Annotated in this window: 13 protein-coding genes; 5 read left to right on the top strand and 8 right to left on the bottom strand. The window is 44.6% G+C overall.

Annotated elements, in window-relative coordinates:
- Positions 1-328: 328 nt before the first annotated feature.
- From BW928_RS12090 to glnE, 3 genes are all read right to left on the bottom strand, one after another.
- Entirely contained in the window at positions 329-463 is a 135-nt protein-coding gene (locus BW928_RS12090) for a hypothetical protein (RefSeq protein WP_259741473.1), read from the bottom strand.
- A 189-nt stretch (positions 464-652) separates the two neighbouring features.
- On the bottom strand, positions 653-919 hold the full coding sequence (locus tag BW928_RS05905) for a hypothetical protein (protein ID WP_076555317.1): 267 nt from the start codon (positions 917-919) through the stop codon (positions 653-655).
- A gap of 173 nt (positions 920-1,092) precedes the next feature.
- Positions 1,093-3,915, bottom strand: a complete 2,823-nt coding sequence (gene glnE / locus BW928_RS05900) for a bifunctional [glutamate--ammonia ligase]-adenylyl-L-tyrosine phosphorylase/[glutamate--ammonia-ligase] adenylyltransferase (protein ID WP_076555316.1) — start codon at positions 3,913-3,915, stop codon at positions 1,093-1,095.
- A 161-nt stretch (positions 3,916-4,076) separates the two neighbouring features.
- Here glnE and BW928_RS05895 point away from each other — a divergent pair, with 161 nt between their 5' ends.
- The 4 genes from BW928_RS05895 to BW928_RS05880 are packed head-to-tail and all read left to right on the top strand — an operon-like array spanning position 4,077 to position 6,541.
- On the top strand, positions 4,077-4,463 hold the full coding sequence (locus tag BW928_RS05895) for a DsrE family protein (RefSeq protein ID WP_076555315.1): 387 nt from the start codon (positions 4,077-4,079) through the stop codon (positions 4,461-4,463).
- Between the two features lie 22 nt (positions 4,464-4,485).
- Positions 4,486-4,791 (top strand): hypothetical protein, encoded by a 306-nt coding sequence (locus BW928_RS05890; protein ID WP_076555314.1) that lies wholly within the window; start codon positions 4,486-4,488, stop codon positions 4,789-4,791.
- 10 nt (positions 4,792-4,801) lie between these two features.
- Positions 4,802-5,134: a TusE/DsrC/DsvC family sulfur relay protein gene (locus BW928_RS05885; RefSeq protein ID WP_076555313.1), complete on the top strand. Its 333-nt coding sequence runs from the start codon at positions 4,802-4,804 to the stop codon at positions 5,132-5,134.
- Positions 5,135-5,155: 21 nt separating this feature from the next.
- Positions 5,156-6,541, top strand: a complete 1,386-nt coding sequence (locus tag BW928_RS05880; RefSeq protein WP_076555312.1) for a GTPase/DUF3482 domain-containing protein — start codon at positions 5,156-5,158, stop codon at positions 6,539-6,541.
- Positions 6,542-6,739: 198 nt separating this feature from the next.
- Here BW928_RS05880 and BW928_RS05875 read toward each other — a convergent pair whose 3' ends face one another.
- The 5 genes from BW928_RS05875 to BW928_RS05855 all read right to left on the bottom strand — a co-directional run bounded on the left by BW928_RS05875 (position 6,740) and on the right by BW928_RS05855 (position 13,246).
- Positions 6,740-8,044, bottom strand: coding sequence for an ABC1 kinase family protein (locus BW928_RS05875; protein WP_076555311.1), 1,305 nt, complete (start codon positions 8,042-8,044; stop codon positions 6,740-6,742).
- Between the two features lie 175 nt (positions 8,045-8,219).
- A complete protein-coding gene (locus BW928_RS05870) occupies positions 8,220-9,242 on the bottom strand; it encodes a mechanosensitive ion channel family protein (RefSeq protein ID WP_311195267.1) in 1,023 nt (340 codons plus the stop codon).
- A 74-nt stretch (positions 9,243-9,316) separates the two neighbouring features.
- The gene (locus tag BW928_RS05865; RefSeq protein WP_076555309.1) at positions 9,317-10,171 is read right to left on the bottom strand and encodes an SDR family oxidoreductase; all 855 of its coding nucleotides are present in this window, start codon (positions 10,169-10,171) and stop codon (positions 9,317-9,319) included.
- Between the two features lie 76 nt (positions 10,172-10,247).
- Positions 10,248-11,219 carry a protease SohB gene (sohB, locus tag BW928_RS05860; RefSeq protein ID WP_076555308.1) on the bottom strand — a complete coding sequence of 324 codons (972 nt, stop codon included), beginning with the start codon at positions 11,217-11,219 and terminating at the stop codon, positions 10,248-10,250.
- 149 nt (positions 11,220-11,368) lie between these two features.
- Positions 11,369-13,246: a potassium/proton antiporter gene (locus BW928_RS05855; protein WP_076555307.1), complete on the bottom strand. Its 1,878-nt coding sequence runs from the start codon at positions 13,244-13,246 to the stop codon at positions 11,369-11,371.
- A gap of 445 nt (positions 13,247-13,691) precedes the next feature.
- On the opposite strand from BW928_RS05855, the gene aspS reads away from it, so the two are divergent.
- Positions 13,692-15,488: an aspartate--tRNA ligase gene (gene aspS, locus BW928_RS05850; protein ID WP_076555306.1), complete on the top strand. Its 1,797-nt coding sequence runs from the start codon at positions 13,692-13,694 to the stop codon at positions 15,486-15,488.
- Positions 15,489-15,493 lie beyond the last annotated feature (5 nt).

The raw sequence follows: 15,493 nt of genomic DNA, 5'->3' as shown, positions 1-15,493 counted from the left end.
CAAAGGGAATAACAAACAATCTATTTGGTATGAAAATATCTTATAAATCAAGATAAGACATAAAAATCCTAAAGAAATAATGTATAATTTCAAATACAAGCTAATTAATAAGCAAATCAGCAATAATGCTGTCAAACCAATGGAAAAATAAGCAGCAGTCTGAAGTGGCGTTTGACAAACAGGGCATCGTCCTGAAAAACCTATAACATCTATACACTTATCACGGCAGTGTGGGCATATTTTATAAATATATGGCATAAAGGTCTCATATTTGATAATCAAAGGGAATAGCAAATAATGAATTGATAAAAGTCATTATTTATCATGTTTAAAAAACCAATAATGAAATTGAGTTTAAAATTTTATATAAATTTTTAACATTTGCTACTTTGGGTAGAAATTTTAGCCAGCCGATTACCATTTCCGCCATAAATCCCATATAGCCAATAACCATATCAGACATAAAATTTACTCTTAAGACAAATAGTAAAAAACAAATACCAAGCCATCAATATCGGTTGCATCTTTATCAAATTTTAGTTCCTACTGATGGTGTATTTATCATGGCAAACACACCAAAGAATAATATGCCCATATTTAAAAACTTTATTATTTGAAATATTTACAATCACAAAATCCCATTAGTATCATCTTATTGACGGGACAAAAAACCAACCATTTTATAAAAAATAATACTGACAAAAAATAAATAGACAAAATAACAACCCAAATAAGTAAACGCCACCTCATCGCTAAATTCATTGGTAAAATCAACAATAGATGCCGAACACAACGATAGCACAATCGTTGATACCAACAAAAACAGTCGTTCAAGCCATGGTTTTTTGGCAATGGCAGGGATATTTTTTATCCAACATATAAACAGCCCAAGTGTAGCAATTATATATATTGTTATCATAAAAGACGCCCAAAAAGCATTACCAACAAATCCCAACAATGCTTTTTCTTTATTGTTAATTAATGAATTTTAAGTATTTTCCAGTAATTACAGCAGCAAATAAATTAAACCCTCCAGCCTAAAACCGCCTGAAAAACACTAAAAATATAACAAGCCTAAGTTATAAAGACCGCTTACTGTGCCTCATCACCAAGCTGTTCAAGCCACATTGTACGCACAAACTGCCGCAGCTGCCCAAACTGATCATCACTCACCACAGCTGGCTGTTCGGACAATGCCATCTCATGCGTTTTTTTGCGTAATTGCAGATACGCATCGGTAAGCTGTTTACAATCTTCGCTTGCCAAGATGCCTGTCGTCTGAGCCGCCTCAAAGATACGCACATTATCCGACCATCTGGCAAGCTCGGCATAATCACGGGCATATCGCAGCACCAAGTATTGTGCCAAAAACTCAATATCCACCAATCCGCCAGAATCCTGCTTTAGGTGAAACTGGTGCTTGCCATCTGTATGATTGCCAGACTTAGAACCTAGGTGCGTCTGCATTTTTTGCCGCATTTGGATAACATCAAGGCGAATTTGGGCAACATCTCGCCTCGTTGTCAATACCTGCTTGCGAATGCGATCAAACTCCGCAAGCACACTGTCATCACCAACCAAGCCTCTGGCACGCACGAGAGCTTGATGCTCCCACGACCATGCTTTTTGGGTTTGGTACATTTCAAATGCCCAAGTTGAAATCACCGCCACGCCTGCATTGCCAGATGGTCTTAGGCGAGTGTCAATTTCATAAGCACGGCCATCGCGGGTCTGTGTGGCAAGATAGGTGATGATTTTTTGGATAAGTCGTGCGGCAAATTTCATGCCACTGATTGGCTTTTCGCCATCGGTTTCGCCCAGCTCATCAATGCGATGCAAAAATACCAAATCCAAATCTGACGCATAGCTCATCTCAAGCCCGCCCAGCTTGCCATAGCCAATGATGGCAAAACCGCAATTATCCACTGTGGCTCGCTCGCCGTTTTGTAGCAATGGCAATCCGTGCTTTTTGGACAGCTCATCATAAGCACGATACAACGCCGAATGCAGCACCACCTCGGCAATAAAAGTCAAGCTGTCCGAGACTTTCATAATGTGTCGCAAGCCCAAAATATCCGCCGTCGCCACCGCCAATACCTGGGTTTTTTTAAAAAAGCGAATGGCATTTAGATAACTTTCATCATCAAACGGCTCAACACGCAGCAGACTTTGTCGCAAAATATTCCCAAGCTCCGCCCTATCAGGCAGGTGCAGATACCGCTTTTGCAAAAAAGTATCAAGCAGCACAGGATAATGTGCCAGCTCACGGGCAATCCACGAACTTTGTCCCAGCATTGGAATCAGTCGCATGGTTGCGTTGGGATTTTCGCTTAGCATCACCAAATAAATCGAACGCCGACAAATCCCCTCAAGCAAATCAATCAATCGTGGCAATGCCTGCATCACCGCTGACACGCCCTGCCTTTTGGCATGAAGCAAAACAGCGTGCAGGATAATCGGATATGCCTGATTTAGCCGCTCTTTGGATACCTCATCAAGTGTGGCAACCAACTTTGAGTTCATAAAATCTGCCAAAATCGCATTCGCCTCATCACCCAAAGTATCCTGAAGCGACTCATAAATCTGTGCAATGTCTAGACTTTCTTGCTTGGGGGATTGTCTGTCTGTTACCATACGCCCAAACGGTCGGCTGACATTTTGCCGATGGGCATCAAGCACCGAACGAAATGCAGCCACCGACTCAAAACCCAAGCAAGTTGCAATCGCGGCAAGCTCATCAGCACCACTTGGCAACTGCTGGGTTTGTTGGTCGTGGCGTGCTTGGATAGCATGCTCTAAGCGACGCAAAAAACGATATGCCGCCGCCAGCTGCTCGCCCTCTTGCTCCTCAATATAGCCAAGCTCAATCAATTTTGCCAAGCAAGGCAAGCAGGCAGAATTCTCCGCAAGAGCAACATGATGTCCGCCATAAATCAAAGCAAATGCCTGCACAATGAACTCAATATCACGAATGCCACCCACGCCCAGCTTGACATTGTCCAAATCCTGCCTTTGGGTCTGCTGATTGACAATCATCGCCTTCATTTCACGCAAAGCACTAAATGCACTATAATCTATATAATACCGATGGACAAAATTTTTGATAATCTGTTGTAAATTATACGAAAAATCTGCACCAATCTCATTGACCACCCTTGCTTTTAACCATGCAAACCGCTCCCATGTCCGCCCATGTTGGTTAAAATACTTGGCAAGTGCTGTCGTGTGCAGCACCAGCGGCGAGCCATCTCCCCACGGTCTTAGCCGCATATCCACCCGAAATACAAAGCCATGCTCGGTGTTTTCGCCAAGCAGTTTAATCACCCCTCGTCCAAGGTCTTTCATGAATTTGTGCGTGTCAATGCTCTTGGTACCATCGGTCTCACCATTGGCAATATGCACAAATACCAAATCAATATCGCTCGACAAATTCAGCTCGCCTGCCCCCAATTTGCCCATGGCGATAATGGCAAATTCATCAGCGATGGTTTTGTTTTTTTGTTTAATTTGTGGCGTGCCGTAGCGTTTTGTTAATTTATTATAAACAAAATCTTTCGAAAATTGAATGCAAGCATCGGCAAAATCTGACAGCTCCTGCATGAGTCTATCAAGCTCAATCAATGATAATGCGTCCTGCCAAATCCATTTGAGCATCAACAGCTGCCGAAGTTGCCGCAGCCCTGCCATCACCATCGGCTCATCAATGCTGTTCAGATAATAAGTCGTCCCCAAGCCCACAAAACGACGCACCAAAGCATCAAAGTCAGACCGCACAAGCGGCAGGGATAAATCATACTCAGCCAAAAATCTCTGGGCGACAGTTGTTTGCTTTTGATAAATTTGCCATGCAAAGGGGCTGGCAAGTTTTAGCCCATCAAGCTGTCTTTGATTTGGCACAAATGCACTCAACGCCATAAATCCTCGCAAAATCACCCAAAGTTAGATAATTGATATTATTTAAAAACAAGTCCAGATTTGCCAAACCAGCAATCATAACCCAAAGAAATTTTTAACAATGGGCTTATTTTACCCTATCTTTTGGGCTATAATAAGTCTTTATTTAAAAAAGTATCACCATGAGCCACAAGACCCTTTTGTTGATTACTTGCTCGCCGCACAGCAAGCAGGCAAATCTCGCCCTAACAGACGCCACCCAAAGACTTAAGCGTGGCGAGTGCGTTTTGGTATTTTTTTATGGTGATGGTGCTTATGTTGCCAATCGCTTGGCGTGGCAGACTGCCGATGTACCAAGCATTGCACAGGGCTGGATAGCTCTTGCCAAATCGCACACGCTCACACTGCCTGTATGTGTCAGCACCGCTTTGGCTCGTGGCATCACCGACAAAAATAATGCCACACGTCATCAGCTCGATGGTGATAATTTACTTAGTCCATTTTATTTAACTGGGCTGTCTGAGCTTGTATTGATGATTGATGATGACACCACTGTGATTCAGTATTAAGTTAATTAGCCCACAGATAACCATGCAAAAATTTTTGATTCATATCAATACCGACAGTGAACTCATCGCCTATGAAGCCATCTCGTTGGGACTGACTTTGGCAACTTTTGACCATCTGGTGCAATTTGTGCTTGGTGAGCAATCATTGACCTTGCTAACTGATGCCACCACGCGGATTTATGGCATGATTCAGTCGCTTGAGCTGTATGACATAGCACCTGCCCTGCACCAGTTTGCTGATGATATTATCATTGATGAGCCAGTCCGCCAAGCACTTAAGTTTGGCACGGCAAATGCTCAAGATTATGATATATGCCTTAATTTTTAGTTTATTATTTATGAATAAATTACCCCACGATACCCCACGCCTTGACCATGATGGACATCTACAAAACCATCTGGACTGGACCCCTGCCATCGCTCAACAATTGGCAAACACGCTGGATTTGCAACTAAGCGATGAGCATTATCAAATTTTGCAGCAAGTACGCCACTTTTTTGAGACTTATCATCATAGCCCTGCCACGCGAGCCTTAATCAAGCATTTGACCGCAACCCTGCCTGAGTTGCAACTTAGCAACCAAAAACTACAGCAGCTATTTAACACAGGTTTGGTTGCTCGTCATATCAATCGCATCGCAGGTCTGCCAAAACCCCCCAACTGCCTCTAGTACACATTTCTAGGTTAAGCCATGTCTGTTCATCACACAACCACCCAGTCAAGCAAAATTTGCGTCATCGGACACACCAATGTCGGCAAAACCTCGCTCATGCGAACCTTGTTGCGAGACAGTGATTTTGGCGAAGTAAAAAACAGCTCTGCCACCACACGCCATGTCAGTGCGGTGCAGATACTTGGCAACCACCAAGAGCCACTGGTTGTGTTGTATGACACGCCTGGGCTTGAGGATGCAGCAGGCGTGATGGATTTTTTGCAGCTGTATACCGATGGGCGAGCTGATGGCGTTGAACGACTGATGGCGTTTTTGGCAGCGGTGGATAATCAAGATGATAGGCTGCAAGCGGATTATAGCCAAGAAGCCAAAGTCATCAGAAGTTTATTATCCTCTGATGTTGCCCTATATGTCATCGATGCCAGAGAGCCTGTCTTGAGCAAATATAAAGATGAGCTGGCTATTTTGGCAAACTCTGGCGTGCCTATTTTGCCAGTATTTAACTTCACCAGTGCTGCCAATCAACCAAACGCATGGCGTGAAATGCTTGGCAGGCGAGCCTTGCATATCAGCAGCAGCTTTGATACTGTGGCGTTTGATTTTGACAACGAAATGGCACTATGGTCAAACCTTAGCCTACTGCTACAGCATGATGTCAATATTACCACACTCAAACAACAGCGGCATGACAATTGGCAAGAATTGCTGGAGCAAGGCAGTCTGCTCATTGCGGATTTTTTGATTAATGTTGCTGCTTTTAGCAAAAAAATTGACGAACGCAGCGACCCAAAACCTGTGCTTAGTGCCATGCAAAATGCCGTACGACAAGCAGAACAAATCCTACAACAACAGCTGCTGGCATTGTACCGATTTTATCAAGATACGCTCAATGATGACAGCCCTGCCATCACAGGCGAGGTGCAGGATATTTTTGACAGTCAATTATTGGCTCAGTATGGCATACGCACCGCAGGTGGCAGTCTGGCAGGCATGATTATCGGTGCTGGCATTGATGTGGCGACGCTGGGGACAAGTCTTGGGCTGGGTACTGCCATTGGCGGCGTGCTTGGTGGTTTGTTGCCAAACAGCAATACCTTAAAAGACAAAGCCCTAGGCATTCAGACGCTCAATATCGATGATGCCACTTTGACCCTGCTGGCAGCTCGTAGCCAAAGCCTGCACTATGTACTTAGGCATCGCGGACACGCCAGCATAGATGCCATCGACAACAAGCAACATGCCCTGCCTTGGCAAAGTAACGCACTGCCTGCCAGCCTAAAAAAAGCCCGCACACAGCCAAATTACAGCAGTCTTCATGATAATTATCACGACAAAGCACCGCTGCGTCGTGATTTGGCAGACGATCTTGCCGAAGTGCTGCTGGATCATTATCAAAAATTATAAATATTATCTAATTAATAAAATTATCATACTTGAAAAATTTACCACCTTATCAAGCACATCAGCCAGATGGTTAAGTTTCACCATCTGGTGTTTTTTATTGAACAATATCAACATAGCGATTGTCAGCAAATCAAGCCTTCATCGGTGCAGCAATCTCTTTGATTACTTATGTGGTTATTACAAGCTACAGTTGGCAGTTTAGTTAATCTTAATAAAATCCAGCCGCTCGCCCTCAAACAACTCCATATCAGGTGCCAAAGTCAGCATAAAGCGATCAAAATACAACAACTGCTTAATCAGCAGAGCAAAATCTCGAGGGAAATGAATGCCATGCCGCTTGCCAATTTCCACCATCTCAAGCATCATGACATTTAGTCCCTCTTCGGCATGGGCGGCGTTTGTCGCTCCATGAATTTTGCCAAGCATTTTTTGCAAATCCATCGCCAATAGCTGCATATCCATCTGCTCAGGCTTCTTGGTCATGCCGATAGCCACCATCGCCTGTGCCATGCCATGATAATCATTCATCTGCAAGCTCTGCACAAGTGCAAAACACGCCTGCAGGCTCGCTGGCTCAATCTTACCCATCAAACCAAAGTCCAAAAAGGCAATACGACCATCATCAAGCAACATCAAATTACCAGCGTGCAAATCAGCATGAAACTCGCCAGTCATCATCAGCGACAAAAACCAAGTATCCAGCACATCGCTCATGATTTGCTTGCTGTCTTTGCCCGCCGTACCGTCCCAAATCAAGCTATCATCAATGAGTGATTTGCCAACCAACAAATCCATCACCAGCACTTTTTTGGTAGACAGCTGATGATGCACATTCGGGGCGATGACTTTTTGATTGCCTGTTTTGGCAAGATAATCCATAAACTTTTCAATGTGCCGAGCCTCTGCCAAAAAGTCGGTTTCGGCAATCATTCTGGTGCGTATCTCATCAACAATCGGAGCCAAAGACACTGCTTTTAGATTGGGAATTGCACGCTCCAATACCCAAAATACACTGTGCAACACGCCCAAATCTGTCTGCATGACCGCCTTGACATGAGGTTTTTGTACCTTAAGTGCCACCTGACGACCATCAGACAGCACCGCCCTATGCACTTGTGCAATAGAAGCCGATGCCAGAGGTTTTGGATCAATATATGCAAAAATATCGCCCAAGCCACGCCGCTCATCTGCCAGCTCGTCATCAAGCACTTGGCGAATTTTGTCAAATCCAACAGGCGTTGTCTGATCCAAACAGCCCTGAAACGCCAGCACATATTCTCGTGGAAAAATTGACGGCGTACTGGCAATAAACTGACCAAGTTTGATATAAGTTACGCCCAATTGCTCAAAGGCATCTTTTAGCAAATAAGCGTCCATCTTATCGCCTGCTGCCACTCGCAATGCCGACAAACCTGCCACGCTTGCGGTCTTTTGGATACGCCCAAGCACCTGCACGCCCTGTGTTAGGTGCTTTTTGGCAAAAGAAAATGGATTTTTTGGCATAATTAATTCACTTATTTTTGATACAGTGTTTATATTTTATTATCCTGCATGGCACTACTGCATGATGGACGATTAACAGGGAATTTTACTACAATGCAACAAATATTCTCATCATAACAAACGGGCATTTTAGCAACCCCTCACCACAAGCCAATTCACCAGGCAGCTTAGGCTGTCAAGCATCGTCTTTTTGTTGTTGTAGCAATTTGCTCAGTGTCTGCATATCAAACCCCTCAATCTGCACCGTACGGTTGGGAAATGGGATATTGATGCCATGTTCATCAAAGGCATACTTAACCTGCTCAAGCAAATCTGCTTGCACCGTCAGCCAATGCTCATTTTCCACCCAAACACGCAATGACAAATCCACCGAGCTGTCCGCCAGTGCAGTTACCAGCACCACAGGCTCTGGCGTTGCCAGCACATTGGGGTGATTTTTTGCCAAATCAAGCATGACCGCTCTGGCACTGCGAATGTCCGCATCATACCCAATGCCCACCTCAACATCAACACGGCGGGTCGGCAATGACGAAAAATTCACACTGGCAGTGGTCATGATGTCGCCATTTGGGATAATAATTTCATGATTATTGGCTGTGCGGATACGCGTATTCACCAGCGTAATCTCAAGCACGGTACCAGTCTTGCCGCCAATTTCTACCACATCGCCACGCCCAAAGGGACGAAAAATCACAATCAGCACACCAGCAGCCAGATTTGATAACTGGTCTTTTAGCGAAACACCAATCGCCACACCTGCCGCACCCAAAATCGCAACAAATGAGTTGGTATTAACGCCAAGTTTATTTAACGCCGCCAAAATAACCGCAACCAGCATCACACCATAGAGCAAATTGCCCAAAAAATTGGCAGCGGTATTATCCAGACGACTGCGAGCCATTACCAGCTTGGCAAGCCGAACCAATCGCTTACCCACCCATTTGCCCACAAAGAAAATCAATAATGCCAAAGCCAATCTGCCTGACATATCAATGGCCATTTGGGTTAATGTAGTAATATCAATCGGCACACCCAAAAAATCCAAGGTGTTGTTTGCACCAGATTCAATGGTGTCTTTGGTGATTTTGGCAGCGTCTGCCGCCACTTCTTTGGCAACCTCAGCAGCTTGTTTGGCTTCGGTGGCAGCCTCCATCATCACCTCAGTGCTTTTTTGTGTTGGGTTTTGGCTGTTATTCAATTTGGCAATCTCCTTTTTGACAATCGCTCAAAATCGCAAAGGCTTGCAACAACAAGCCTTTTGATAACAAAACATCAGATAAATTTGGTGATTAGCTTTAGCGGCAGATACTTCATACCCAGTCCAATCGGCAACCATGGCCATGCAGGCACATAAGCCTCATCAACACCCGCCTCAATTGCCTTGATAATCACATCAGCCCCTTCGTCCTCTTCCACCTCAAAAGGTAAGTATTTGGCACCGATATTTAAATCAGTACGCACATAACCTGGATAGATAGTTGATACGGTAATCGGCAATTTTTCTTTGATCATATCAGCACGAATGCCTTCGGCAAGCCTTGCCAAACCAGCCTTGGCGGCAGCATAGGTTGTCAGATGTCGCGGCAAGCCACGCACCGCCGACATACTGGAGATGACCACCAGCTGACCACTGTTTTGGTTGCGAAAAATCTGCATCGCTGCCTCGCACTGAGCAATCGCTGCGATAAAATTGGTCTCGGCGGTTGCACGGTTGATATTAAATCTGCCATGCCCAATCACTCGGCTATCACCAACACCTGCATTGACAATGATTTTATCAAGCCTGCCCGCCTTGGCGACAAATTTGTCAAATACCGTAAAAATTTGCTCATAATCCATGACATCCAGATGCTCAATATGCACCGTAATGCCAAATGCGTGCTCAAGCTCTGTTTTTAATGCCTCAAGTCGCTCCACTCGCCTTGCACAGATTGCCAAATCATAGCCCAAAAATGCAAATTTGCGTGCCATCATCGCACCCAAGCCACTGCTGGCACCTGTGATTAGTACCGTCTTGCCTGCACCAATGCCACGAATGTCGTTCAAGTCCTTGATTTTACTAAAGCGATTGGCAACAACACGACCAAATTTATCAGCTTTATTAAATAGTTCTTCTAATTTTTTCATCAAAATATCCAAAATTATCAAAATCCATATTGTAACGCAAATTGGCAAAAATTCCCAGTAACTTGACAGTCATGCTCTAAAACTTGGCACGATTAAACTTGTGTAGCCACTGCCCAATCGCCGCAGATGCTGCATCAGCCACCTGTGCCACGCTTGTTGAGACTTGGTCGGCAAGACCTAGTTTTTCGGCCAAAGTTGGCTTGGTGCGTGAGTGCAGTGCATAGACCTGCTGTGTGTCAAGTTTATCAAGCAAATAAGCGTCCGATGTGCCAATCTCATCAACCAAACCAAGCGTTTTGGCATCACTACCAAACCAAATCTCACCTGTGGCGATTTTTTCTACATCAAGCGATGGGCGATGTTTTTTGACAAAATCCTTAAACAATTGATGAATGCGTTCCAAATCCTCTTGGTGCTTGGCACGATCTTCGTCGGTATTTTCGCCAAACATCGTTACCGTTCGCTTGTACTCGCCTGCGGTGAATTGCTCAAATTGCACATCGTGCTTTTTTAAGAATTCATGAAAATTCGGCAACTGGCTCACCACGCCCACCGAGCCGATGATGGCAAAATCGCTGGCGATGATTTTGTCGGCAGTACACGCCATCATATAGCCACCGCTGGCTGCCACTTCATCAACACAAATCGTCAAATCCAGACCCGCTTGCTTAATCCGTGCCAATTGTGCCGCAGCCAAACCATAGGAATGAACCTGACCGCCGCCACTTTTTAAGCGTAATACCACCTCATCACCCTTGGCTGCTGCACTGATGATGGTGCTGATTTCTTCACGCAATTGTGCAACCGCACTGGCTTTGATATCGCCGTCAAAATCAAGCACATATACAGCTTGTTCCTGCTCATTATTATCAATGTTTTCTTGATTTTGTTTTTGATTTTTCTTAATTTTTTGGCATAATTTTGCCAACATTTGACACGACAAATCGCTGTCTTTTTTGGCATTTTCAAGCTGCTTGATGGCATCTTGTTGAGATTTGTTTAGGTGAATGATTTGCAGCTCAACGAGTTTTTTGGGAAAATGTAACATAACTATCCTTTAACAAATTTAACTTTAAAATTTATTCATGTTTAAAGCACAAATAACATAACCACAGGCTTAAATCAGGGCAGATGCTGTTTGTTTAAAGCAATATACAAAAAATATTACAAAAAACCGACAAATCGCCAATCTTGCAATCAATCAGTGGATTTTGTCGTGGGGTTTTTGCTCTTATTTTTTAGACCAACGCCACGCAACCTGCCTTTATTATCAACATCACGCACAATCAGCGACCAAGTATCATTAAGATGCACCTCGTCGCCCTTGACTGGCTCGGTCTTAAAATGCTCCATCATATATTCTTCAACCGTTTGGTTTTTGGCGGCGGTTAATTTGGCAACCAAATATTCGTCCACCCCTGTCAAACTACTAACATCAGGTGGCACGGTAAATACATCAAAAGCACTGGCAACAGGTCGCGCCAAACGCCGCTGCTGAGCGGTTGCCAATGAGCGAGTCGCCAGATTATAAAATGGCAAATCAGCAATGCGAGCGTGTGGCGACAACAACCAATCGCCATAAAACTCGCTGTTTTTTTGGTATTGCGTTGCTGAATTATTGAAAATTTTTGCCACACTGCCAGCAATATCAGTACGCAAGGCATACCACACCACATCACCCATTTTTAAGATGGTATCCTCATTGACAGTCAATAATTTGCCCTGCCTAACCACAGCAAACATCGACATCTCATCAGCCTGAAACTTGCTAGAAATACTCTGCGGATGGCGACCGATGGCAAATGCTCCTTGTTTGACCTCAAATTCATACAAAGTGATATTTGCCTGATCACCCACCCAAATCTCATGCCAAGCCTTTGGTTCGTTATTGGTCGGCACCCACACACGAAACAGCCTTGACATCATCGGAATGCTCGCACCTTGCACCAGCAAAGACAAAATCACCACTCCAAAGGTGATATTAAACGCCAAATCCGCCCCTGCAACCTGCATAGTAACAGGGATAATCGCCAAAGTAATCGGCACAGCACCACGCAGACCAACCCACGAAATAAAGCCAATTTCGCGAAATCCAAAGCGAAATGGCAACAGCGAACTAACAACGGCAAAGGGTCTTGCGACAAATAACAAAAAAATAAAAATCAATAACGAATAATGCCAAACCTCAAATATGCTCGATGGTTGTACAAGTAGTCCCAGCACCACAAAAAGTACCGCTTGGGACAGCCATGCAAAACTATCCATCACTCGCAGCACATGCTCGGTCGCACGCACTTTGGTATTGCCAATCACCACGCCTGCCAAATACACCGCCAAAAACCCCGAACCGCCAAGCAAGTTTGTCAAACCAAATACCACCATGCCTGCCGACAGGATTAAGATGGCATACATACCATCTGCCAGATGCACCTTTGGCAGCAACCGAGACAACGCCCAACCAGCAAGCAACCCCGACACCAAACCGATCACAATCTGACTGATAAGCATCAGGATAATATCAACCACCCCTTGACTGCTTGGGTCAAGATTTAGGGCAATCATCGCAGTAACCAACAAAATCGCCAAAGGGTCGTTCGCCCCTGATTCGATCTCAAGCGTTGCCTGCACACGGTCGTTGAGCTTTACGCCGCCATTTCTTAATAAACTAAAAACCGCCGCCGCATCGGTACTGCCAACAATGGCAGCCATCAATACCCCCAGCCGCCAATCAACGCCCAAAAGCCAAGTGGCGAATAAACCCAGCACAGCAACCGTTGCCAGCACCCCCCAGCTTGCCAAAGTGATTGCAGGTCTTAGCCCGACACGGAACGAGTTAAATGAAGTCCGCAAACCACCATCAAGCAAAATGCACGCCAATGCTGCCTGCCCGATGAAATTTGCCAAATTATATTCTGCAAACTCAATGCCCAAAACCCCTTCTTCGCCAGCCAGCATGCCCACGCCCAAAAAAAACAACAACAAAGGCACGCCCAAGCGAGCCGACAGCGTAGTCGTCATGATGCTGACAAAAATCAGCAATGAGGCGATAACATACAAAAGATTTAAGGTATCCATGAAAACATCATTCCAGCTTTTTTGGCAAATTGTGCAAAAACAAAATCAGCGTTACTAATTTATTAGTTTTATTTATAAATATTTTAACAAAAACACTTATAAATCATACAGATAAATATTGTTAATGCTACCACAGCCAACGCCATTGTGCCACAACAAATCACCAAAAATTAATATTTTTAATCAAGTATTGGCAAAATGAACAAATATTAAGCAATGTGGTTAATTGTCAAGCAGCCTAAGTGGCTGATATTTTTCATGGTTTTTATTTTTTGCATACAGTCTTCATTAATTGTCATGAATTTTTTTGCCAACACTTGCACGAAAATCAATAAACAGGCATAATGTAGCAATTGAAATATTTATTGCTTATAAAAACTCACTTGCAGGTTGCTTGTGTGGCTTTTGTTATTTCACATAATTAATAATTTAAGGTAAACTGTATATGCGTAGCATTTATTGCGGTCTTGTAACCGAAGAGCTGATTGACCAAACCATCACTGTTGTTGGATGGGTGCATCGTCGTCGTGATCACGGCGGGGTGATTTTTTTGGATATGCGTGATCGCGAAGGCTTGTTGCAGGTCGTTATTGACCCTGATACGCCAGAGGCCTTTGCAACCGCCGATGCTGCTCGCTCTGAATATGTGCTACAAATCACTGGTCGTGTCCGTGCACGCTATCAAGGCACCGAAAACAAAAACATGAAAAGCGGCAATGTTGAACTGCTTGCCAAAGAAATCCAAACCCTTGCCAAGGCAGAAACACCGCCATTTCCACTAAATGATGACACCATTACCGTATCTGAAGAGCTACGCCTAAAATACCGCTTCTTGGATATGCGTCGCCCAGAAATGCAAGAGCGTATGATGTTCCGTGCCAAAGCCACTTCGGCGATTCGCCGTTATTTGGACGAGCAAGGGTTTTTGGATGTTGAGACGCCAATCTTGACCCGTGCCACGCCAGAGGGTGCTCGTGATTATCTGGTGCCAAGCCGTGTATCTAACGGTGAGTTTTATGCCCTACCACAATCACCACAGCTATTTAAACAACTGCTAATGGTTGCAGGTTTTGATCGTTATTATCAAATTGCCAAATGCTTCCGTGATGAGGATTTGCGTGCTGACCGTCAGCCTGAGTTTACCCAAGTGGATATCGAAACCTCATTTTTGGACGATGAAGAGATTATGAACATCTCCGAAGGGCTTGCCAAAGAACTCTTCAAAACCATGCTGGGTGTAGAATTTGACACTTTCCCACGCATGACTTATGCTGATGCAATGCGTGATTATGCCTCCGATAAGCCCGATTTGCGTATCCCACTTAAGCTGATTGATGTCGCCGATATCATGCAGTCAGTGGAATTTAAGGTATTCTCAGGCCCTGCCAACGATCCAAAAGGTCGTGTTGTTGCTCTGCGTATTCCAAATGGTGCTGACATCAGCCGTAAGCAAATTGATGACTATACCAAATTTGTCGGCATCTATGGTGCCAAAGGTTTGGCATACATTAAGGTCAATGACATCAGCAATATCAACAATGGCGTTGATAAAGAATCAGGGCTGCAATCACCCATCATCAAAAACATGACCGATGAGGTATTGGTTGAGCTGATTCGCCGCACCAATGCCCAAAATGGCGATTTGATATTCTTCGGTGCTGACAAAGCCAAAGTTGTCAATGATGCCATGGGAGCGTTGCGTGTCAAAATTGGCTTGGATCTAAACCTACTTACCTGCCAATGGGCACCGCTATGGGTGGTTGATTTCCCAATGTTTGAAGAAACCGATGATGGCAAATGGACTTCTGTACACCACCCATTTACCCGTCCAAAAGGCACGGTTGAAGAAATGAAAAACAGCCCAGAAACCGCCCTATCCATCGCTTATGACATGGTGCTAAACGGCACAGAAATTGGTGGTGGCAGTCTGCGTATCAACACACTTGAGATGCAAACGGCAGTTTTTGAGGCTCTGGGCATTGGCGAAGAAGAAGCCAACGAAAAATTCAGTTTCTTGCTTAACGCCCTAAAATATGGTGCACCACCACATGGTGGCTTGGCACTGGGTCTTGACCGCTTGATTATGCTCATGGTTGGTGCAAGCTCCATCCGTGATGTCATCGCTTTCCCAAAAACCAAGACTGCCGAATGCCCTTTGACAGACGCACCTGCCGAAGTCGACGCCAAGCAATTGCGTGAACTGGGTCTGCGTGTTCGTGAAAAAAGCAAAGACAGCAACTGATTATC

The sequence above is a fragment of the Moraxella cuniculi DSM 21768 genome, assembly GCF_900156515.1.
Taxonomy (GTDB): Bacteria; Pseudomonadota; Gammaproteobacteria; order Pseudomonadales; family Moraxellaceae; genus Moraxella; species Moraxella cuniculi.
This window is presented reverse-complemented; position numbering and strand designations above follow the sequence as displayed.

What these genes read in the sequence shown, in the direction of transcription:
- glnE (WP_076555316.1), bottom strand. Translation starts at nt 3,915, where the DNA reads ATGGCGTTGAGTGCATTTGTGCCAAATCAAAGACAGCTTGATGGGCTA.
- BW928_RS05905 (WP_076555317.1), bottom strand. Translation starts at nt 919, where the DNA reads ATGATAACAATATATATAATTGCTACACTTGGGCTGTTTATATGTTGG.
- BW928_RS05865 (WP_076555309.1), bottom strand. Translation starts at nt 10,171, where the DNA reads ATGAAAAAATTAGAAGAACTATTTAATAAAGCTGATAAATTTGGTCGT.
- sohB (WP_076555308.1), bottom strand. Translation starts at nt 11,219, where the DNA reads ATGTTACATTTTCCCAAAAAACTCGTTGAGCTGCAAATCATTCACCTA.
- BW928_RS05890 (WP_076555314.1), top strand. Translation starts at nt 4,486, where the DNA reads ATGCAAAAATTTTTGATTCATATCAATACCGACAGTGAACTCATCGCC.
- BW928_RS05880 (WP_076555312.1), top strand. Translation starts at nt 5,156, where the DNA reads ATGTCTGTTCATCACACAACCACCCAGTCAAGCAAAATTTGCGTCATC.
- aspS (WP_076555306.1), top strand. Translation starts at nt 13,692, where the DNA reads ATGCGTAGCATTTATTGCGGTCTTGTAACCGAAGAGCTGATTGACCAA.
- BW928_RS05895 (WP_076555315.1), top strand. Translation starts at nt 4,077, where the DNA reads ATGAGCCACAAGACCCTTTTGTTGATTACTTGCTCGCCGCACAGCAAG.
- BW928_RS05855 (WP_076555307.1), bottom strand. Translation starts at nt 13,246, where the DNA reads ATGGATACCTTAAATCTTTTGTATGTTATCGCCTCATTGCTGATTTTT.
- BW928_RS12090 (WP_259741473.1), bottom strand. Translation starts at nt 463, where the DNA reads ATGTCTGATATGGTTATTGGCTATATGGGATTTATGGCGGAAATGGTA.
- BW928_RS05885 (WP_076555313.1), top strand. Translation starts at nt 4,802, where the DNA reads ATGAATAAATTACCCCACGATACCCCACGCCTTGACCATGATGGACAT.
- BW928_RS05875 (WP_076555311.1), bottom strand. Translation starts at nt 8,044, where the DNA reads ATGCCAAAAAATCCATTTTCTTTTGCCAAAAAGCACCTAACACAGGGC.